The sequence below is a fragment of the Affinirhizobium helianthi genome, assembly GCF_042680945.1.
GTDB lineage: Bacteria > Pseudomonadota > Alphaproteobacteria > Rhizobiales > Rhizobiaceae > Neorhizobium > Neorhizobium helianthi.
In genome coordinates, this window is the sequence record NZ_JBHUEQ010000026.1 from 1 (window position 1) to 19,363 (window position 19,363).

The window sequence follows — 19,363 nt, forward strand, 5'->3', positions numbered from 1 at the left end:
GGTAGCTCGTCAGGCTCATAACCTGAAGGCCGCAGGTTCAAATCCTGCCCCCGCAACCAACACCAAAAAATCCGAAACAAACAAATCAACAACGACCTCAAGGGCATACAATGCCACGAAGGGTCGCCAAATTCTTGGGTGTTGATCTCAGGCCATGACGGTTGTTTGATCCGTGGAGGTCCGAAGCTCTAGGCGCCTTGAGAAAGCCCCGGAGCAGCGCTTGCTTCGGGGCTCTCCTGGCTCTGTGGGACGAGGGAGGGTCTCGCCTAGAGGGTGCAAGCTACTGTTTTCTTCACAGAACTGACCCTCGTTCAGCGCTAGGCCTGTCAGGCGAACAGGGCCGAACGCACCTGGTGTGATCAAAGATATGCAGCAGCCAGCCCTCCATCGATGGGCAGGTTGATGCCGTTGACCCAGCGTGCGTCGTCCGAGCAAAGAAAGAGCACCGGCCCTGCGACTTCGTCGGCGAGGGCAGGGCGCTTCATCTTGCCTGCATCGGCTTGAACACGTTCCTGGCCCAGCATCGTGACAAAGTCGCCGAGGATGGGTGTGAACACCGGACCAGGCGCTACCGAATTCATCCGGATATCGCGTTCCATGAATAGCGTTTGGCTGCGCATCATGGTCCAGACGATGAGTGCCTCCTTGAAGTACTGGTAACAAGTGTCCTGCGCGACGGGGTTGGTAGAGAGCCAGTCCTGCCCTTGTTCAAAGGTGGTGGTGAGCGCAAGGGTCTTGTGGAGTTCAACGCGCTTTGGCCATTCAGCTCCCAGAATGGAGGCAAAGCTGACGATGGAGCCACCCTTTGGGATGCGGTCAATGAGGCTTTCCGTCAAATGACGCAAGCCAAGATAGTTTACACGGCCGACAAGATCTCTGTCGGCTGTTCCTGGCACACCGGCTGCATTGACGACGGCGTCAATTCGCGCGGGAAATTGCAGGAGTGCTTCATCGATCAACGCTCTGTTGGAGAGATCGATCTTGATGAAGCCATCGAGTGTAAGCATGGCGTCGTTGCGGTCAACGCCAATGACAGTCGCACCGTGGAAGCGAGCAAGGCGTGCGACTTCGCCGCCGATTCCGGAAGATACTCCGGTGATGACAATGGTTTTGCCTGAAAGATTCATGGTCAGGTGCCTATCTGCTGATGTTCAGCGCTTGTCCGTTTTGTTTGGTCGTTCGAAACGGGGAGCTTAAAATGGGTAAGGAGTTGCGGTCGGCTTGACGGATACCCATTGCCATTGGGTAAACTCCTCAATGTCAGCCGGTCCGCCGACGCGGGTTCCATTGCCGGATTTTCCGCGTCCACCAAAGGGCGCATAGGGGCCGCCGTTTACGGTCTGGTCGTTGATGTGCAACTGGCCCACATTCAGCTGGTCGCCGATTGCCATGGCACGCGCCATATTGCCGGATATGACGCCAGCGGCGAGACCGTAATCCGAGCTATTTGCGAGCTCCACTGCTTCGCTATCGCTCTTGAAGGAGGCAATACAAGCGACGGGTCCGAAGATTTCCTCTTCGAAAGCGAGCATGCCAGGTTTAACGCCGGAAAGAACGGTTGCTGCGTAGAATCGTCGGTCATGGGTTCCGCCGGCCAGCAGTTTTGCGCCCTTTGCAACTGCGTCATCAACGATTTTCTGGATGTTTTGGACCTGAGCATCGGAGATGATAGGTCCCAGCGCCACCTGGCCGGTGGAAGGATCTCCCGCCGGTAGCCGGTTGGCTTTCGCCACCAGGCGCTCTGTCAGATCCTGTTCGATCCGCTCGTCGACGAGAATCAGCCCGGTCGCCATGCAGATCTGCCCTTGATGCAGGAAGGTGCCCCAGGCTGCATTCGATGCGGCGATGTCCAGATCTGCGTCATCGAGGATGATGAGGGCGTTCTTGCCGCCGAGCTCGAGTTGCACCCGCTTCAGGTGACGGCCGCAAATCTCGCCGACTTTGGCCCCGCCACCAGCAGAACCGGTAAAGGATATCATTGCCACGTTAGGGTCGCTGCACAGCGCCTCACCGGCATCAGCTCCACCCGGAACCACATGAAGAACGCCGCGCGGAAGGCCTGCTTCCTCAAAAATGCGCGCAATGATGATACCGCCGGAGATGGGTGTCCGTGGATCCGGCTTGTGGACCACGCTATTGCCGAGTGCAAGCGCCGCAGCGATAGAGCGAACCGACAGGACCAGCGGAAAGTTGAAGGGCGAGATGACACCCACAACGCCATGTGGCACCCGACGGGCATAATTCGTGCGCTCATCCATGCCAGACAGGAAGATGCCCATGGGCTGCGTGGCGAGCGAAGCCGCATGGCGGATGAAGAGGGCACCGTGTTCGATCTCAATCATCGCCTTTGCATGGATTGAGCCAGTTTCCCGTATGATCCAGCTGGCAAGCTCGTCACCATTCTGCTCCAGCAGATCGGCGGCCTTATTCAAAATCGCGGCTCGTTCAGAGGCAAGCGCTTTGGCCCAGGCCTTCTGCGCGTCCTTTGCTTCTTTTGCCGCTCGTGCAATGTCGGTCGGGCCGCAGAGACCGACCGATGCGAGTATGTTCCCATTGGAAGGATCGCTGACATCAATTGTACCGGCGGAGCTTGCTTGCCAGTCAGAGATATAGGCTTTGCCAGCCCATCGCGCAGTGTCAATAAAGCCAGTTGCATGCATATTCATGGTTTTGGGCCTCCATCCCTATTTTGCGGGCGTCACACATTGGGATGGCAGGGGCTTACGCTACTGCCCCAAGACCATCGCTCAAACTGTGGCCTCCTCAATACCGCCTCCTCAGCGGACATTGATGAATTGCAAAGGCCATGCCAGGTTCACAATCTCGGCAATACAGCCCTTGGATTTCAGCTAGATAATTGATTCCAGACTGTTTCTCCGATTTCTCGAGTGAAGTGCCGGATTTGCTATGACCCTTGAAGATTTCATCAACTGATGAAATCTTCATGCAATTATGAAATCGGAGGAGCCGATGGTGAAGATGAAGGCCGAGCAGCTTGTCTCGCTTGCGCAGGTTTCGCGCTCCCGGAAGCTGTCCAAGGGAGCCTTCAGGGAAATTGATTCCGGTGCCTCTCCGACATTTTCAGAACTCTCGGAGGCTCTGCACTTTGCCTTGGGCGATGGCAGGATCTGGCTTAACGATCAGCGCATGGTCTTGATGCAAAGTCAGGTTCTTGGGCGCCTGCGGCAGGAGATTATTGATGCCTTCGGCATGGAGACGGCCAAGGGTATTTTCATGCGCGTTGGCTATATGCAGGGCGTACGGGATGCCGAACTGATCCAGAAGCGATTTGGAGGTCAGGATCTGACACATGCCTTGGCTGCCGGACCACGGGTGCATACGCTGGAGGGCTTCGTCAAAGTGGAGACGAAGCAATTCGAGTTTGACAGCAATAGGGGCACCTATTTCGGCGAATTCTACTGGTATGATTCATCCGAAGCCGCAGAGCACATCTCTCACCATGGGCTCGCGGGTGAGCCTGTCTGCTGGATGCAGACAGGTTATCCCAGCGGGTACACCAGCACGCTTTTCGGAAGGCCCGTCATCTTTCGGGAGGTCGAATGCAGCGGTATGGGGGCCTCTCGCTGCTATGTGGTGGGAAAGAATGCCGAGGAATGGGGCGAGGATGTGCCCGAGCGCGCCTATCTGGGGCTGGAATGGCCACGGTCGCGCCGGACATCTCGTCGCCAAGCCGATACGAAACAGTCTGAAGCCAGCGCATCCCATCTGGGTGCTGCAGTAGCAGGTGCTGATCCGGTGGTGGGTGTGTCTGCCAGTTTCCTGAGGGCGCGGCTTATGGTGGAAAAGGTGGCAGACACCGAAGCAACCGTGCTGCTGGTTGGTGAGTCAGGTGTCGGCAAGGAGCTTTTCTCGCAGCAAGTGCATAAGCTTAGCCCACGTGAAGCAAAGCCTTTCGTTGCCGTGAATTGTGCTGCCATACCTGATACGCTGGTTGAAGCGGAGCTTTTCGGTGTCGAAAAAGGGGCATACACCGGGGCGGTTGCCTCGCGTCCCGGTTATTTTGAACGGGCGAGTGGCGGAACGCTGTTTCTCGATGAGATTGGATCGCTAAGTTATGTGGCGCAGGGAAAATTGCTGCGGGCGCTTCAGGAACGGGTGATTGAGCGGGTTGGGGGCAGTCGCACCCAATCTGTTGATGTTCGTGTTATTGCCGCCTCCAATGTCGATCTGGCGGATGAAGTTCGCGCAGGTCGTTTCAGGCAGGACCTCTATTTCAGGCTCTGCGTTTTTCCCATTCCCGTTCCGCCGCTGAGAGATAGACGGGATGATATTCCGCTGCTTGTCGATCATTTCCTGCGGCTCTTCCGGGATCGGCATCGGCGGGATGTTGTAGGCCTTACACGGCGCGCGATGGATGCCCTTCTGGCCTACAATTTTCCCGGCAATATCCGAGAGCTTCAGAATATGGTTGAGCGAGGCGTCATCTTTGCGGAGCCGGGAGGCTTCATTGATCTGCAGCATCTCTTCACGGCGGGTGAGAGCGCGTTGATCCTGCAGCAGTCACTTACCCCTGAAGGGCGCATTTCCAGCCGTGCGGCGAATGCCACTTCCTTCCCCAGCCAACGGCCACCATTGCAGCGGTCTGTTGAAGACCTGCAAACGGCTGAAGTCGCGCTTTATAGTCGGACCTTGGAAGAGGCCCGGGGAAACATTTCCGAGGCGGCTCGTCGCCTGGGACTATCCCGCGCCAAGCTGGAATACAGGCTGAAGAAACACGCTCTGGTTCCCTAGGACACTTCCAGTTCCAGTGAGACAAACGGAAACAACGAACATGACTGGCTCCAAAGCGTGCCAGCAAACCCGAAAGTTTGTGACATGCTTCAGCGCCTTTGCGATTTTTGGCAATGGAAAGAGGCGTTTTCGATGAAATACGAGGGTCAGCTCGCCTTCAGTTGAAAGGTCGCACGCAGCTTTGCCAGTGCTTCATCTCGATCAGATCCATAGGGGATCAGGCCTTTCAGCCGTCCGTCGGATCCGATCAGCAGCAGTGAGGTCGTATGGCTCATGTGATAGTCGCCATCACTGCTAGGCAGCTTTTCAGCAAAAATGCGCCAGCCATCGATCACCTTGCGCATTTCAGCCTCGGATCCCGTAACGCCCGTCAGTCGGTCGGTGATGGCCGAGACATAGCTGTGCATGACCTGCGGCGTGTCGCGTGCGGGATCAACCGTGAAGAAATAGGCCTTCACCTTCTGCCCATCCGGTCCCAGCGCGTTCAGCCAGTCGGACACTTCGAACAGGGTTGTCGGGCACACTTCGGGGCAATGGGTGTAGCCGAAGTAGACAAGCGACGGATTACCCTTGAAGAGCGATTGATCGACCGGATTGCCGCGATCGTCCACAAGATTGAAGCTTGCCTCAAAGGGTGCAGATCGCGGCTTGTCTGCCGCGACCCAGATCATCACACCCACCAAAGCTGCAACGAATATGGCAGCGGTGCCAGCTCCGAGTAGCAGAAATGGGCTCGGCTTCTTCATGGCTTATGCCCCATGGAACCGTGATCCATGCCCTCATGCTCATGCGCGCCGTGCTCGTGGGCAGGCTGCGCGTTGGTTTTTGCGCCACCATTCGCCGGGCCGACAGCAAACTCCACATCCACGGGACCTGCCTTCTCGAATACGAGGCGAGCCTTGATCATTTCACCTTCCTTGAAGGGTTCGGTCACATTCATGAACATGATGTGGTAGCTGCCCGGCTTCAGCTCAACGGTGCTGTTGGCGGGCACCGGTAAACCTTCCTTGAGTTCGCGCATCACCATGACATTGTCGTTCAACTGCATTTCGTGAATTTGCGCGCTGGCTGCCCGCTCGGTCGTAACGCTGACAAGGCGGTCATCGCCGCCCTTGTTGGTGATCTTGAGGTAGCCGCCACCCACTTTTGCACCGGGCAGCATGGCGCGGCTATAGGGATGGCCGATTTCCAGATCGCCCACCTTGAAGCCATGGGCATAGGCCGGGTTGAAGCCTGCGAAGGCGAGGAGGGCAAGCAGAAGCCCCAGAATTTTCGTTTTCATAGGTGTGTCCAAATACGGAAATTGGTTGAAGTGACGAGCCGTTGCTTCGCGTGAAGCTTCTCCCGGCTTTTCGTTTCGTGGTGCGCATATCTCGTCGTCAATCTGCCCCAGACGGCCAGATCAGGTTCCAGAGGCAATTAAGCTTGCAAAGAGAGCGGGGGCGGACGCGGGCCGCAATTGGGAGCCAGCCTCGACGGCTCGAGCGTGAAACGAAGTGCCAGCGGGCCCGACCGGAACATAGCCAGTCGAGGTGCCAGGTCCGCCGCTGGTTGCGGCAGAATGGCGGATGCGCTGAGGCGGCAAGCCTCGCAACCCGACGCACTGTCCAAACGGGTATCATCATGCCTGTCTTGCGTGTCGGACAGGCAAAGCGTGGCCAGGCTGCCATCCGGCAGGACCAGTTGTTCAAGCTGCGAGAACGGCGTTTGATCCGCATAGGCAGGGGGAGCCCTATGAGCAAAACCGAGAAACAGCAAAGCGCAGGCGCATATAACGCGCACGAAAACGTCAGCCCTGCTGCGGCGTCTCATCATCCATAACCTCTCGCCCCGAAAACTAGACGAGCGGCGGTCAAACGACAATGCGGCAATTTCTCCGCATGCGAGGCACCCCGCAGGGCCGTGCCTGGACGGCCCTGCGGGTCTTTCATTTCATCAGAGGCTAACAGCCGCGCCGGTCTGTGCAGATTTGAGAGCCGCATCGGCAAGCTTCAGGGCAATCAAGCCGTCTTCAGCCGAAGGAGAAGCGGCAGCGCCGTTCTCGACCGTATCGATAAAGGCCTTGATTTCCGCCGCATAAGCTTCCGTGTAGCGCGTCATGAAGAAATCATGCAGCGGCGGGCGGGTGTAGCCGTCCTTGTTGGCGATTTCGATGGAAACCGGACGCTGGTTTTCAGCGGCAACCGAACCGAGCGAGCCATGCACTTCGATGCGCTGATCGTAGCCGTAAGTCGCGCGGCGCGAGTTGGAGATGACCGCCTGGCGACCGCTCTTCGTGGTGAGGATCAGGCTTGCGCTATCGTAATCGCCGGCTTCCCCGATCTTGGGATCGACCAGAACCGCACCTGTTGCAAAGACGGAAGCGATCTCTTCGCCCAGCAGGAAGCGGGCCATGTCCAGATCATGAATGGTCATGTCGCGGAAGATGCCGCCGGAAACCTTGATGTATTCGACCGGCGGTGCGCCCGGATCGCGGCTGGTGATCGTCACCATCTCGACCTTGCCAATGGTGCCCTTGTCGATTTCTTTGCGCACGGCCTGGAAGTGCGGGTCGAAGCGGCGGTTGAAGCCGAGCATCACCTTGGCGCCGGTTTCCTTCACCACGTCGATGCAGGCCTGGGCGCGGGCCACGTCCAGATCGATCGGCTTTTCGCAGAAAATCGCCTTTCCGGCACGGGCGAACTTCTCAATGAGGTCCGCATGAGTGTTGGTCGGCGTGCAGATGATGACGGCATCCACATCCTTGTTGGCCAGAACGGCGTCAACCGTGCTGACCGCGCAACCGGCTTCGTCGGCAATCGCCTTCGCGGCGGCTTCCATGGCGTCGACAACGGCCACGAGCTTTGCACGCGGGTCGGAAGCGATGGCCTTTGCATGCACTTTGCCGATACGTCCTGCACCGAGCAGGGCCAATCTCGTCACCATGGGTTCTCCTCCACTAGCTGATCGATGGAATTTTTGTTCCAAACGCGTTTGGAATATCTGTTCCATTTTGCTAGAGTGTAGCCATATTTATGTCAAGCTGGGAAAAGGGGCGATTGAATGGCGGATGGCGGCGCGCCTGCAAGTGTTGCGGAATTCGAGGAAAAGCTGCTGGAGGTTTCCGCCTCTCTTCCCAAGCGCCTGAAGCAGTGTGCCGATTATGTGGCGGCCAATACAGATCGCATCGCCGTTTCCACCGTGGCGGAAATGGCTGAGGCTGCGGGTGTGCAGCCATCGGCTTTCATGCGCTTCTGCCAGATCATGGGATTTTCCGGCTATTCCGAGATGCAGCGGCTGTTTCGCGATAGCTATGTCGGCGGCTGGCCGGATTACTCCACCCGCCTCGATCACTTGCGGGAGATGGGGGAGCATAGCGGCCCACGTCTTTTGGCGGAATTTGTCGAAGCAGGGCGTGCTTCGCTGGAAAACCTGCTGAAATCCGTTGATCCGCAGGCGCTTGAGGAGGCGGTTGAGGTGCTGGCGGCGGCCAAGCTTGTGCATATCATCGGCTTGCGTCGCTCATTTCCGGTGGCAAGCTACATCGCCTATGCGCTGGAGAAGATGCAGGTGCCCGCCATGCTGCACAGTGTCGCAGGCAGGCTGGATAGTTCCGCCGCCATTCGTCCGGGCGATGCGCTCTTGGCCATTACCTTCTCTCCTTACTCGGCGGAAACGCTCGATCTGGTCGAGGCGGTGAGGGCGCGTGGTGTGCCTGTCGTGGCCTTGACGGATACGCCCGTCAATCCGCTTCGCAAGATGGGTGCGACCATTCTAACCGTATCGGAAGTGGATTTTGGCGCCTTCCGTTCATTGTCTGCCACACTCTGTGTTGCCATTGCGCTTTCGGCTGCTGTCGGGACGAAACGCAGAAACTGAATATTCGTGTTGAAAGCGCAAAAAATAGAATTTATAGTCCAAAATTATGGTGCGGCACGGGAGGTGCCGCAGCGCGCTGATGAATGCGCCACTTTCCATTCGCGGCCAAAGGGAGGGTCTCTTGAAGCCACTCGACGTGATCACGATCGGACGTTCGTCCGTTGACCTCTATGGTGCCCAGGTGGGTGGGCGGCTGGAGGATATGTCCTCCTTCAACAAATATATCGGCGGTTCGCCCACCAATATTGCAGCCGGTGCTGCCCGCCTCGGGTTGAAGAGCGGGCTGATTACCCGTGTGGGCGATGAGCATATGGGTCGCTTCATTCGCGAGCAGCTGGTGCGCGAGGGCGTGGATGTGCGCGGCGTTGTGACCGATCCGGAGCGGCTGACCGCACTCGTGTTGCTCGGTATCCGCGACGAAAACCAGTTTCCGCTGATCTTCTACCGGGAAAACTGCGCCGATATGGCGCTGTGCGAAGACGATATCGATCCGGCCTTCATTGCTGAAGCCCGCTGCGTCACGGTCACCGGCACGCATTTGTCGCATCCGCGCACGGAAGCGGCTGTGATGAAGGCGCTGAGGCTTGCGCGCGAGAACGGCGCAAAGACAGCGCTCGATATCGATTACCGCCCGAACCTCTGGGGCGTGGCCGGTCATGGCGATGGCGAAAGCCGCTTCGTCGAATCCGCCAAAGTCACGGCCAAACTGCAAAGCACGCTGCATCTGTTCGATCTGATTGTCGGTACGGAAGAAGAGTTTCACATTGCGGGCGGCTCCACCGATACGCTGGAGGCGCTGCGCGCGGTCCGCAAGGTGTCCAAGGCCGCACTCGTTTGCAAGCGCGGCCCCATGGGCGCTGCCGTCTTCGAAGGGGAGATCCCCGACAGTCTCGACAAGGGCCAGACGGGTCCGGGCTTCCCCATCGAAGTCTTCAACGTGCTCGGCGCAGGCGATGGCTTTATGGCGGGGCTGCTGAAAGGCTGGCTGACGGGTGAGGATTGGCCGACGGCGCTGAAATATGCCAATGCCTGCGGTGCATTCGCGGTGTCGCGCCACGGCTGCACGCCCGCCTATCCAAGCTGGGAAGAGCTGCAATATTTCTTCAAGACCGGCATCAAGAACAAGGCGTTGCGCAAGGATGCAGCGCTGGAGCAGGTTCACTGGTCCACCAACCGCAAGGGTGACTGGTCCACCATGCGCGTCTTCGCCTTCGATCATCGCATGCAGCTGGAAGCCATGGCCGAAGAGGCAGGTGTGCCGACGGATCGTATCGGCGCGTTCAAAACGCTGTGCCTTCAGGCTGCAACAACGGTTGCGAACGGGCAGGGCGGTTATGGCATTCTCTGCGATGGCCGTCTTGGCAGGCAAGCGCTGTATGCGGCGGCTGGAACGGGCCTGTGGATCGGCCGTCCCGCCGAATGGCCGGGTTCACGCCCGCTGACGCTGGAGCCGGAACTGGGTATGGATTGCGGTGGCCTGGGTGAATGGGCCGCCGAACATGTGGTGAAGGTTCTCTGCTTCTATCATCCCGACGATCCGGTCGAGATGAAGGAGAAACAGGAAGAAACGGTGAAGCGCCTGTTTGAGGCGGCCCGCCGCAACCGCCTGGAATTCCTGCTGGAAGTCATTCCATCGAAGGTCGGTGCTGTCGACGATGAGACGACGGCAAAGGTCATCGACCGTTTCTATGAAATCGGCGTCTATCCCGACTGGTGGAAGCTGGAGCCGATGAAAACCAAAGCCGCATGGGCGAACGCCTGTGCTGCGGTAGAACGTCACGATACACGCACACGCGGCATCGTGGTATTGGGTCTCGATGCACCGCAGGCGGAGCTTGAGGAAAGTTTTGCCCTTGCGGCTGGATTTGATCTGGTGAAGGGCTTTGCTGTAGGCCGCACCATTTTCGGCGATGCGGCGCGCAAATGGCTGGCAGGGCAGATCGCGGATGAGGCCGCCGTTCAGGATATGGTGGCACGCTACAAGAGCCTGTGCGACATCTGGGATGGAGCGCGCTCAAAGGCCGTTAGGGGAGGAAAGGCATGAAAACGATCCGTTTGACGGCGGCGCAGGCCTGTATGCGCTACCTCGCCAACCAGCTGAACGAAGAGGGCGTGCCTTACATCGCCGGCGTCTGGGCGATCTTCGGCCACGGCAATGTGGCAGGTATCGGCGAGGCGCTCTATAGCATGCGCGAGGAGCTGCCCACCTATCGCGGCCAGAACGAGCAGTCGATGGCGCATGCGGCCATTGCTTATGCCAAGCAGCTTGGCCGACGCCGCGCCATGGCGGTAACCTCCTCCATCGGTCCCGGTGCGCTCAACATGGTCACAGCGGCAGCACTCGCTCACGTGAACCGTCTGCCGGTTCTCTTCATCCCAGGCGATGTGTTTGCCAATCGCGGTCCCGATCCGGTTCTCCAGCAGATCGAGGATTTCGAGGACGGCACGATTTCCGCCAATGACTGCTTCAAGCCGGTCAGCCGCTATTTTGATCGCATCGAGCGGCCTGAACAGCTTTTGACGGCGCTGCCGCGTGCCTTCCGTACCCTGACGGACCCGGCCGATTGCGGCCCCGTGACGCTTGCCTTCTGCCAGGATGTGCAAGCCGAGGCTTACGATTACCCGGAAAGCTTCTTTGCGAAAAAGACCTGGCGTTTCCGCCGTCCCGAGCCTGACGTGATGGAACTGGAAGCGGCGATTGCTGCCATCAAGGCCGCGAAGAACCCGGTCATCGTGGCAGGCGGTGGCGTGCATTTTTCCGGTGCGACGGACACGCTGAAAAGCTTTGTCGAGAAACATCAGATCCCGGTTGTCGAAACGCAGGCTGGCAAGTCGGCGCTTGCCTGGGATCACGGGCTGAATTTCGGCCCGGTTGGCGTGACAGGCTGCGAAAGCGCCAATGCCGTTTCCGAAAAAGCCGATCTGGTTATCGGCGTCGGCACACGGTTTCAGGATTTCACCACCGGCTCATGGGCTTTGTTCAAAAATCCGAACCGCAAGATCCTGGCGCTCAATGTGCAGGCCTATGATAGCGCCAAGCACGATGCGATGCCGCTGGTGGCAGACGCGAAGGCGGGCCTGGAAAAAATTTCGGCAGGGCTGGGCGATCATCGCTTTGCGGCCCCGGATGCCAGCCTCAAGGCCAGCTGGTTTGAGAAGGCCGATGCCGTGACGGCAGCGCCCACAGATGCCAATACGCTGCCGACCGACATGCAGGTGATCGGTGCCGTTCAGCGCGCCTCGCGCGATAACACGGTTGTCATGTGCGCGGCGGGCACCATGCCCGGCGAATTGCATCAGCTGTGGAAGGCGAAGCTGCCGCTCTCCTATCATATGGAATACGGCTTCTCCTGCATGGGTTACGAGATCGCTGGTGGGCTTGGCATCAAGCTTGCCGAGCCGGAGCGTGATGTCATCGTCATGGTGGGCGACGGCTCCTATATGATGATGAATTCGGAGCTCGCGACAGCGGTCGCCATGGGTGTGAAGATCACAGTCGTGATTACCGATAATCGCGGTTACGGCTGCATCAACCGGCTGCAAATGGGGACCGGCGGGGCTGAGTTTAACAATCTTTACGCTCATTCCAATGTCAGCCCGATGGCAATCGATTTTGCAGCACACGCGGCGGCCATGGGGGCGAAATCCTCCAAGGTGTCTTCTATTGCCGAATTGGAAACCGCATTGGCGGCTGCTCGAGATGCAACGGAGACGACGGTTATCGTCATCGATACGGACCCTTACCCGACGCCGGAGGGCGGCGGCCATTGGTGGGATGTGGCCGTGCCGGAAGTGTCCACACGAGAAGAAGTTACCAAGGCGCGTGCCGCCTATGAAGCTGCCCTGAAGGAAAGAATTTAAGATGATCCTCTTCGGTACAAACCCGATTGCCTGGTCCAATGATGACGACCGTTCGCTCGGCGCCCATATCAGCCTGGAACAATGCCTGGATGAAACCGCGAAGATCGGTTTCGACGGTATCGAGAAGGGCCACAAGCTGCCGACCGATCCGGCTGGCCTGAAATCCGTTCTGGAACCGCGCGGCCTGAAATTCGTTTCCGGCTGGCACTCGCTGAACCTGTTGACCAACACAATCGAGGAGGAAAAGGCTGCCATGCAGCCCTTCCTCGACGTGCTGAAGGCCATGGGCTGCAAGGTCATCATCGTCTGCGAAACCTCGAACGCCATCCACGGCAATGACGATGTGGCGCTGGCCGATCGCCCGAAGCTTTCGGATGCCGATTGGGCGAAGTTCGGCGCAGGTGTCGAGGCGCTGGCTGAGTTCTCGGCTTCCCAAGGCATTTCGCTGGTCTACCACCACCACATGGGAACTGTGGTCGAGAGCGAAGAGGAAATCGACAAGCTGATGCAGCACACCGGCCCGCACGCCAAGCTGCTGCTCGATACCGGCCATTGCTATTTCGGCGGCGGAAACCCGGAAGCGGTGGCGAAGAAATACATGCACCGCGTCGGCCATATCCATGCCAAGAATGTACGCCCGGTCATTGCCGAACAGGTTCGCAAGGAAAAGCTCTCCTTCCTGGAAGGTGTGCGCCGTGGCGTCTTTACCGTTCCCGGCGATTCCGAAGGTGGCGTTGACTTCATGCCTGTTCTCAAGATTGCCGCAGAGCACGGTTATCAGGGCTGGATCGTAATTGAGGCCGAACAGGACCCGGATGTCCGCAATCCTTATCAATATCAGAGCCTCGGCTTGAAATCGTTGAAGGGCTTCGCCAAGGATGCGGGTCTGATTTAGTCCCTTCTGAAGGAAAAGCCGTTGAAGCTGCTCGATCCCACACATCCATTCTTCACGCCCAAGTGGCGGCGGGTTCTGACCGTCGTTCTGCCTGCTCTTTGGGGTGGCGTCGAAGCTTTGAACCAATCGTGGGGTTGGGCGATTCTGTTTTTAGGTGCCGCAGCCTATGCCGCCTATGAACTTCTCATCATGTACGACCGTTCGATTGCGGAGGCGCAAGCCAAGAAGGCCGCCGCTGACGCTCGGCGGGAAGGAGACGAGGAATGAGCAATCTTTTGCGCAAGCCTTCGGGCAAAACCGGCAAGGTGCATGACATCACGCCGGAAAGTGCAAACTGGGGCTATGTTGGCTTCGGCCTCTATCACCTGAAGCCGGGCGAAAAGGCCGCCGAGCAGACCGGAGATACGGAAGTCATTCTTGTTCTGGTCGAAGGCAAGGCGAAAATTTCTGGTTCTGGGCAGGACTTCGGTGAACTTGGCGATCGTATGAACGTGTTCGAGAGGAAACCTCCGCATTGCGTCTATGTGCCTGCCGGTTCCGACTGGTCGGCGGAAGCGACGAGCGATTGCACGCTGGCCATCTGCACGGCTCCTGCAAAGCCAGGCCGCGAGGCTAAGGTCATCGGTCCGGCAGGCATCAATCTGACGGAGCGCGGCAAGAATGCGAACACGCGCTACATCTTCCCCATTGCCATGGAAGATCGCGATGTGGCCGATAGCCTGCTGGTGACGGAAGTGTTTACGCCATCCGGCAACTGGTCATCCTATCCGCCGCATCGGCATGACGAGGATAACTATCCCGACATGACCTATCTGGAAGAGACCTATTATCACCGCCTGAACCCTGAGCAGGGCTTCGGCTTCCAGCGTGTCTTCACGGAAGACGGTTCTCTGGACGAGACCATGGCTGTCTCCAGCGGCGATGTGGTGCTGGTGCCGAAGGGGCATCATCCGTGCGGCGCGCCTTACGGATACGAGATGTATTATCTCAACGTCATGGCGGGTCCCATGCGCAAATGGCGCTTCCAGAACCATCCGGACCATGACTGGATATTCAAACGCGACAATCCGTAAAATCGGGTCATTTTGCGCGAACAGGCCGGGTGTTTCTCCTTCACCCGGCTTTTTTGTTATCGCTGCGGTAAATGCGTGAAACCTTCCGGCCCGGAGATTTCATTGGCATCGCGACCGATTTTCACTTGGCTGACTGCAAAAGCCGCGACCAGCTGCGCAACCGAAGTCAGTGCATGTTTGTGGATGCGCTCATAGCCGTGCGAGGCATCCACACCGAAGGTCACAAGTGCGGTTCGGATATCGTGGCCCGCCTCCAAGGCGGATGCTGAATCGGATCGGTAATAGCGGAACACATCCTTCTGGTAGGAAATGTCGTTCTCTTTGCAAAGCTCCACAAGTTTGCGGGTCAGGTGAAAGTCAAACGGCCCGGTCTGGTCTGCCATGGCGATGGTTACGCCGAATTCCGAAGAATTCTGCCCCGGTGCCGTTGTGCCGTTATCGATGGTCAGCATGGAGGCGATGTCGGCTGTGACGATGGAGGATGCTCCCACGCCCACTTCCTCCGCAATCGTAAAGAGCCAATGGGTGTCGACCGGCGTATGGGCCCCGGCGCGTTCCAGTGCCTCGATGGCGGCAAGAGAAATGGCAACACCTGCCTTGTCATCCAGATGGCGGGAATTGATGAAGCCGTTGTCAAGAAACTCCCACCCGGTATCGATGGCGACGATGTCGCCGACTTCGATTCCAAGCTTTAGCGTTTGCTCGGCGGTGCGGGTGATTGCATCAATACGAACCTCCACATAAGGCCAGCCTACGGGAAGCGCATCCACTTCATCGTTGAAGGTGTGGCCTGAAGCTTTCAATGGCAGGATCGTGCCGCGGTGAATGCCCTGCGTGCCATAGATGGTGACACGGGCACCTTCGGCAAAACGGGCCGACCAATGGCCGATGGGCACCAGCTCCAGACGCCCGTTCTCCTTGATCGCTTTCACCTGCGCACCGAGCGTATCGACATGGGAGACGATGGCGCGTGCTCCGGCCCTGCGGCTTCCCTGCCGAACGGCGCGAATGGCTCCCCGCCGTGTCAATTCAGGCCTCAGCCCCAGGCGTTCAAGCTCGCGGGAACAGTGCAGAACCACTTCATCGGTGTAGCCGGTGGGGCTGTCGATGGCGAGCAGCGCCTTCAGCTGTTCAAGCAGATAGGCTTCATCGATCGTAACATGCATGGCTCTGTCCGTCACAGCTTACCCAGTGCATTGCGCGCTGCGCGGTGGCCGGAGAGGGGAAACAGCAGGTCGAGAAACCGTTCCGCCGTTGGCTGCGGCTCGTGATTGGCAAGTCCGGGGCGCTCATTGGCTTCGATGAAGACATAGTCAGGCTCGGTCGGTGTCTTCACCATGAAGTCGATGCCGACCACCGGAATATCGATTGCACGAGCTGCCTTGATTGCCGCCTCCACCAGACGTGGATGTACGATCTCGGTCACATCATGGATAGAGCCGCCGGTATGGAGATTGGCGGCCTTGCGAACCGCGACCTCCCGGCCTTCTTCCAGAACATCGTCCAGCATAAGATCGGACATCTGCAGGCAGCGTTCCGTTTCCCCATCGATGGGAATGGTGCTTTCGCCTCCGGTTGCGGCAGCACGGCGGCGCGACAGGCGCTCGATCAGCGCGCGCACGGTCGTACGCCCATCGCCCACCACATGCGGCGGGCGGCGCACGGCCGCAGCCACCAGCTTGAAATCGATGACGACAAGACGAAGATCCTCGCCCTCGAAGCAGGCTTCGATCAAGACACGATCACACACTTCGCGTGCGGCCTGGATGGCGGTCTTGACCTCGTCTAGGCTGGAGAGGCCGACGGCTACGGCACGGCCTTGTTCACCACGCGCAGGCTTCACCACCACGCGCCCATGCTGTTCCAGAAAGGCGCAGAGCGCCTTCTCATCATCGCTGGCCGTCATCTGCTCCGGCACAATCAGCCCGGCACGTTCCACGACGCGGCGTGTGACGGCCTTGTCATCGCAAATGGACATGGCCACGCCGGAGGTCATTTCCGAAAGGCTTTCCCGGCAATGGACCGAGCGTCCGCCATGCGACAGCCGGAAGAAACCGCCTTCCGCATCGGTAATTTCCACATGCACACCGCGGCGGCGGGCCTCGTCCACGATCAGCCGCGCATAGGGGTTCAGCGCGTCATAGGCTTCCAGCGGGCTTGCATAGAGCCGCTCGTTGATCGAGTTCTTCCGTTTGACGGAAAAGGCCGGGATGCGGCGAAAGCCGAGCTTTTCATAAAGCGCGATTGCCTGTGCGTTGTCGTGCAGGACCGACAGATCCATGAAGGCATTGCCACGCGCCTTGAAGTGCTCTCCCAGCCGTCGCACCAGCGTTTCGCCGATGCCCGCATGGCGGGCTTGCGGATCGACGGCGAGGCACCAGAGCGAGGAACCCTGTTCAGGATCGGAAAAGGCGCGCATGTGATCGATGCCGGTGACGGTGCCGATCACTTCGCCGGATTGCTCATCCTCTGCCACCAGATAGGTGATGGCCCGGTTGTCGCGATTGGTCCAGAAGAAATCCGGGCGAACCGGCACCATACCGCGGGAAGAATAGATGCGATTGACAGCGCGGGCATCGGCCTCCGAGGTGAGGCGGCGCACGAAGAACCCCTTGGGCTGGCGACGGCCCGACCGATAGGTGGAAAGCTCCAGCCGGAACGTGTGCGAGGGGTCGAGGAAGATTTCCTGCGGCGCTTCGGCCAGCAGAACATGCGGATCGCCGACATAGACGGCGATATCGCGGTGCTCCGGGGCTTCTTCACGAAGGGCTGCGACCAGTTCTGCGCTATCGTCGAAGGTCTGCGCGAAGATCAGACGCCCCCAGCCGCAATCGATGCAGGCGGAATTTTCCGGCCCTTCCTCGTGGGTAATGCCGCTGCGAAGAGATTCGAAACGCTTGCGCTTCAGACGGTGGGCTACGGCCTTTTCGCTGCGAAAACGCTGGGCGCGTTCTGTCGCCTTGGTGCTCATGTTCATTGCCTCTTCAAACGTCTTGGGCTTCTTCAAACGCCTTGCGCCTGCAACCACATTTCCAGCAGGCCAACCTGCCAGAGTTCAGAACCCTGCAAGGGGGTGATGTGATCCGAAGGATGCGCAAAAAGCTCATCCAGATAGCTCTGGCGGAAGATGCCGCGTTCCTTGGCCGCCTGAGAGGACAGCGCATCGCGAACCATCTCAAGGTAAGGACCGTCGACATATTTCAGCTGCGGGACGGGGAAATAGCCCTTCTTGCGGTCGATCACCTCATGCGGCACCACCAGACGCGCGGCATCCTTCAGCACGCCCTTGCCGCCATCATGCAGCTTGAATTCCGGCGGCACCTTGGCGGCCAGTTCAACCAGTTCATGATCGAGGAAAGGCACACGGGCTTCCAGACCCCAAGCCATGGTCATGTTATCGACGCGCTTGACCGGATCATCCACCAGCATGACCTGACTGTCGAGCCGAAGGGCAGCATCGATCGGCGTATCGGCTCCGCTCTGCATCAGGTGGCGGCGCACAAGGTCGAGGCTCGCATCGTGATCGGCAATCCAGTCCTCGCCCAGCTGAGACTTGAGGGTTTCGTGGTTGCGGTCGAAGAAGACGCGGGCATAATCGCCCACCACATCCGTGGAGTTGCCAAGGGGCGGATACCAGTGATAACCGCCGAACACTTCATCGGCACCCTGGCCGGATTGCACGACGCGGATGTGCTTCGAGACTTCCTTGGCCAGCAGATAGAAGCCCACATTGTCATAGGAGACCATGGGTTCCGACATGGCGGAAATGACGCCGGGCAGCGCCTGCATCAACTGATCGGACGGCACGAAGATCTTGTGGTGATCGGTGCCGAAATGCTTGGCGATCAGATCCGAATAGACGAACTCATCGCCCTTTTCGCCATTGGCCTCTTCAAAGCCGACGGAAAAGGTCATCAGGTCATTCTGCCCCTGTTCGGCCAGAAGCCCCGTGATGATGCTGGAATCGACGCCGCCGGACAGCAGAACACCAACCGGCACATCGGCAACGGTCCGGCGTTTCACGGCAAGGCGAAGTGCATCCAGAACCGCATCGCGCCAATCGTCGCGGCTCATCCCGGCCATGGCCGGATCGCGCTGGTAGGGCGGGTTCCAGTAGCGCTCGTCGCGCTCGGTTCCATCCGGCTCAATCACGCGAATGGTGGCGGGCGGCAGCTTCTTCACGCCATTCAAGATGGTGCGCGGCGGCGGCACCACGGCGTGGAATGTCATGTAATGGTGAAGGGCAGTGCGGTCGATGGAAGTGTCGATATCGCCACCCCGTACAAGCGCTGGAAGCGTGGATGCAAAGCGGATGGCTTTGCCTACCTTTGCGAGGTACAGCGGCTTGATGCCGAAGCGGTCTCGGGCCATCACCACCCGGTTCGTGTCCCGTTCGTGAATCACGAAGGCGAACATGCCGTGGAAGCGCTTCACGCATTCCGTTCCCCAGGCGGCCCAGGCTTTCAGGATGACTTCCGTATCCCCGTGGGAGAAGAAGCGATAGCCTTTGCCTTCCAGTTCGGCCCGCAATTCCGGGTAATTGTAGATGCAGCCGTTGAAGGCAATCGTCAGCCCCAACTCGCCATCGACCATGGGCTGGCGGGCTTTTTCGGAAAGATCAATGATTGAAAGGCGCCTGTGCGCCAATGCGGTTGAACCATGAATGACGAGACCTGAACCGTCTGGCCCGCGCGGCGCAATGGCCTCCATCATGCGAGCCTGGACCATGGGGGATGGCTGGGTGCCGTCGAACCGAATTTCTCCGCTAATGCCACACACTGTTCTGCTTCTACCTCGCTGTCTTCATTCATTTTGGCCCGGAAACACCGGACAAAGGAAAGGCAGGCCCGCGATCAAGCGAACCTGCACAGAGAACGAAACGAGAGAGTTGCTGAATGGTTGCGATTTTTCTGGAACAAAATCG

At 58.8% G+C, this 19,363-nt stretch carries 15 protein-coding genes; 7 read left to right on the plus strand and 8 right to left on the minus strand.

Annotation, left to right across the window (positions count from 1 at the left end; genetic code table 11):
* Window positions 1-359: 359 nt before the first annotated feature.
* Both ACFSE1_RS14485 and ACFSE1_RS14490 read right to left on the minus strand, forming a co-directional pair.
* Complete coding sequence (locus ACFSE1_RS14485; RefSeq protein ID WP_377402804.1) at window positions 360-1,127, minus strand: coniferyl-alcohol dehydrogenase; 768 nt, start codon at window positions 1,125-1,127, stop codon at window positions 360-362.
* A gap of 66 nt (window positions 1,128-1,193) precedes the next feature.
* A complete protein-coding gene (locus tag ACFSE1_RS14490) occupies window positions 1,194-2,666 on the minus strand; it encodes a benzaldehyde dehydrogenase (protein WP_377402807.1) in 1,473 nt (490 codons plus the stop codon).
* A gap of 304 nt (window positions 2,667-2,970) precedes the next feature.
* Here ACFSE1_RS14490 and ACFSE1_RS14495 point away from each other — a divergent pair, with 304 nt between their 5' ends.
* Window positions 2,971-4,752 (plus strand): sigma 54-interacting transcriptional regulator, encoded by a 1,782-nt coding sequence (locus ACFSE1_RS14495; RefSeq protein ID WP_377402810.1) that lies wholly within the window; start codon window positions 2,971-2,973, stop codon window positions 4,750-4,752.
* A 146-nt stretch (window positions 4,753-4,898) separates the two neighbouring features.
* On the opposite strand, the gene ACFSE1_RS14500 is transcribed toward ACFSE1_RS14495, so the two are convergent.
* From ACFSE1_RS14500 to iolG, 3 genes are all read right to left on the minus strand, one after another.
* Window positions 4,899-5,498, minus strand: coding sequence for an SCO family protein (locus ACFSE1_RS14500; RefSeq protein ID WP_377402813.1), 600 nt, complete (start codon window positions 5,496-5,498; stop codon window positions 4,899-4,901).
* On the minus strand, window positions 5,495-6,034 hold the full coding sequence (locus ACFSE1_RS14505) for a copper chaperone PCu(A)C (protein WP_377402816.1): 540 nt from the start codon (window positions 6,032-6,034) through the stop codon (window positions 5,495-5,497). The genes ACFSE1_RS14500 and ACFSE1_RS14505 overlap by 4 nt, the downstream gene beginning before the upstream one ends.
* A 653-nt stretch (window positions 6,035-6,687) precedes the next feature.
* The gene (gene iolG, locus ACFSE1_RS14510) at window positions 6,688-7,677 is read right to left on the minus strand and encodes an inositol 2-dehydrogenase (protein WP_377402819.1); all 990 of its coding nucleotides are present in this window, start codon (window positions 7,675-7,677) and stop codon (window positions 6,688-6,690) included.
* Between the two features lie 117 nt (window positions 7,678-7,794).
* Between iolG and ACFSE1_RS14515 the strand changes: the two genes are divergently transcribed.
* From ACFSE1_RS14515 to iolB, 6 genes are all read left to right on the plus strand, one after another.
* Window positions 7,795-8,610: a MurR/RpiR family transcriptional regulator gene (locus ACFSE1_RS14515; protein WP_377402823.1), complete on the plus strand. Its 816-nt coding sequence runs from the start codon at window positions 7,795-7,797 to the stop codon at window positions 8,608-8,610.
* A gap of 79 nt (window positions 8,611-8,689) precedes the next feature.
* The gene (locus ACFSE1_RS14520; protein WP_377402826.1) at window positions 8,690-10,654 is read left to right on the plus strand and encodes a bifunctional 5-dehydro-2-deoxygluconokinase/5-dehydro-2-deoxyphosphogluconate aldolase; all 1,965 of its coding nucleotides are present in this window, start codon (window positions 8,690-8,692) and stop codon (window positions 10,652-10,654) included.
* The gene (gene iolD, locus ACFSE1_RS14525; protein ID WP_377402829.1) at window positions 10,651-12,471 is read left to right on the plus strand and encodes a 3D-(3,5/4)-trihydroxycyclohexane-1,2-dione acylhydrolase (decyclizing); all 1,821 of its coding nucleotides are present in this window, start codon (window positions 10,651-10,653) and stop codon (window positions 12,469-12,471) included. The genes ACFSE1_RS14520 and iolD overlap by 4 nt, the downstream gene beginning before the upstream one ends.
* Window position 12,472: 1 nt before the next feature.
* The gene (gene iolE, locus ACFSE1_RS14530) at window positions 12,473-13,366 is read left to right on the plus strand and encodes a myo-inosose-2 dehydratase (RefSeq protein ID WP_377402833.1); all 894 of its coding nucleotides are present in this window, start codon (window positions 12,473-12,475) and stop codon (window positions 13,364-13,366) included.
* A 21-nt stretch (window positions 13,367-13,387) separates the two neighbouring features.
* Complete coding sequence (locus ACFSE1_RS14535; protein ID WP_377402836.1) at window positions 13,388-13,633, plus strand: hypothetical protein; 246 nt, start codon at window positions 13,388-13,390, stop codon at window positions 13,631-13,633.
* Window positions 13,630-14,439 (plus strand): 5-deoxy-glucuronate isomerase, encoded by an 810-nt coding sequence (gene iolB / locus ACFSE1_RS14540; protein WP_377402838.1) that lies wholly within the window; start codon window positions 13,630-13,632, stop codon window positions 14,437-14,439. Before ACFSE1_RS14535 ends, iolB begins: the two co-directional genes overlap by 4 nt.
* Window positions 14,440-14,495: 56 nt before the next feature.
* Here iolB and ACFSE1_RS14545 read toward each other — a convergent pair whose 3' ends face one another.
* The 3 genes from ACFSE1_RS14545 to ACFSE1_RS14555 are packed head-to-tail and all read right to left on the minus strand — an operon-like array spanning window position 14,496 to window position 19,218.
* Window positions 14,496-15,605 carry an osmoprotectant NAGGN system M42 family peptidase gene (locus ACFSE1_RS14545; RefSeq protein WP_377402841.1) on the minus strand — a complete coding sequence of 370 codons (1,110 nt, stop codon included), beginning with the start codon at window positions 15,603-15,605 and terminating at the stop codon, window positions 14,496-14,498.
* A gap of 11 nt (window positions 15,606-15,616) precedes the next feature.
* Window positions 15,617-17,416, minus strand: coding sequence for an N-acetylglutaminylglutamine synthetase (gene ngg / locus ACFSE1_RS14550; RefSeq protein ID WP_377402844.1), 1,800 nt, complete (start codon window positions 17,414-17,416; stop codon window positions 15,617-15,619).
* Between the two features lie 26 nt (window positions 17,417-17,442).
* Window positions 17,443-19,218: an N-acetylglutaminylglutamine amidotransferase gene (locus tag ACFSE1_RS14555; protein ID WP_377402847.1), complete on the minus strand. Its 1,776-nt coding sequence runs from the start codon at window positions 19,216-19,218 to the stop codon at window positions 17,443-17,445.
* Between the last annotated feature and the right edge of the window lie 145 nt (window positions 19,219-19,363).

Excerpts from the sequence above, each read along its gene's own strand:
- ACFSE1_RS14485 (WP_377402804.1), bottom strand. The coding sequence starts at position 1,127 with ATGAATCTTTCAGGCAAAACCATTGTCATCACCGGAGTATCTTCCGGA.
- ACFSE1_RS14490 (WP_377402807.1), bottom strand. The coding sequence starts at position 2,666 with ATGAATATGCATGCAACTGGCTTTATTGACACTGCGCGATGGGCTGGC.
- ACFSE1_RS14495 (WP_377402810.1), top strand. The coding sequence starts at position 2,971 with ATGGTGAAGATGAAGGCCGAGCAGCTTGTCTCGCTTGCGCAGGTTTCG.
- ACFSE1_RS14500 (WP_377402813.1), bottom strand. The coding sequence starts at position 5,498 with ATGAAGAAGCCGAGCCCATTTCTGCTACTCGGAGCTGGCACCGCTGCC.
- ACFSE1_RS14505 (WP_377402816.1), bottom strand. The coding sequence starts at position 6,034 with ATGAAAACGAAAATTCTGGGGCTTCTGCTTGCCCTCCTCGCCTTCGCA.
- iolG (WP_377402819.1), bottom strand. The coding sequence starts at position 7,677 with ATGGTGACGAGATTGGCCCTGCTCGGTGCAGGACGTATCGGCAAAGTG.
- ACFSE1_RS14515 (WP_377402823.1), top strand. The coding sequence starts at position 7,795 with ATGGCGGATGGCGGCGCGCCTGCAAGTGTTGCGGAATTCGAGGAAAAG.
- ACFSE1_RS14520 (WP_377402826.1), top strand. The coding sequence starts at position 8,690 with ATGAATGCGCCACTTTCCATTCGCGGCCAAAGGGAGGGTCTCTTGAAG.
- iolD (WP_377402829.1), top strand. The coding sequence starts at position 10,651 with ATGAAAACGATCCGTTTGACGGCGGCGCAGGCCTGTATGCGCTACCTC.
- iolE (WP_377402833.1), top strand. The coding sequence starts at position 12,473 with ATGATCCTCTTCGGTACAAACCCGATTGCCTGGTCCAATGATGACGAC.
- iolB (WP_377402838.1), top strand. The coding sequence starts at position 13,630 with ATGAGCAATCTTTTGCGCAAGCCTTCGGGCAAAACCGGCAAGGTGCAT.
- ACFSE1_RS14545 (WP_377402841.1), bottom strand. The coding sequence starts at position 15,605 with ATGCATGTTACGATCGATGAAGCCTATCTGCTTGAACAGCTGAAGGCG.
- ngg (WP_377402844.1), bottom strand. The coding sequence starts at position 17,416 with ATGAACATGAGCACCAAGGCGACAGAACGCGCCCAGCGTTTTCGCAGC.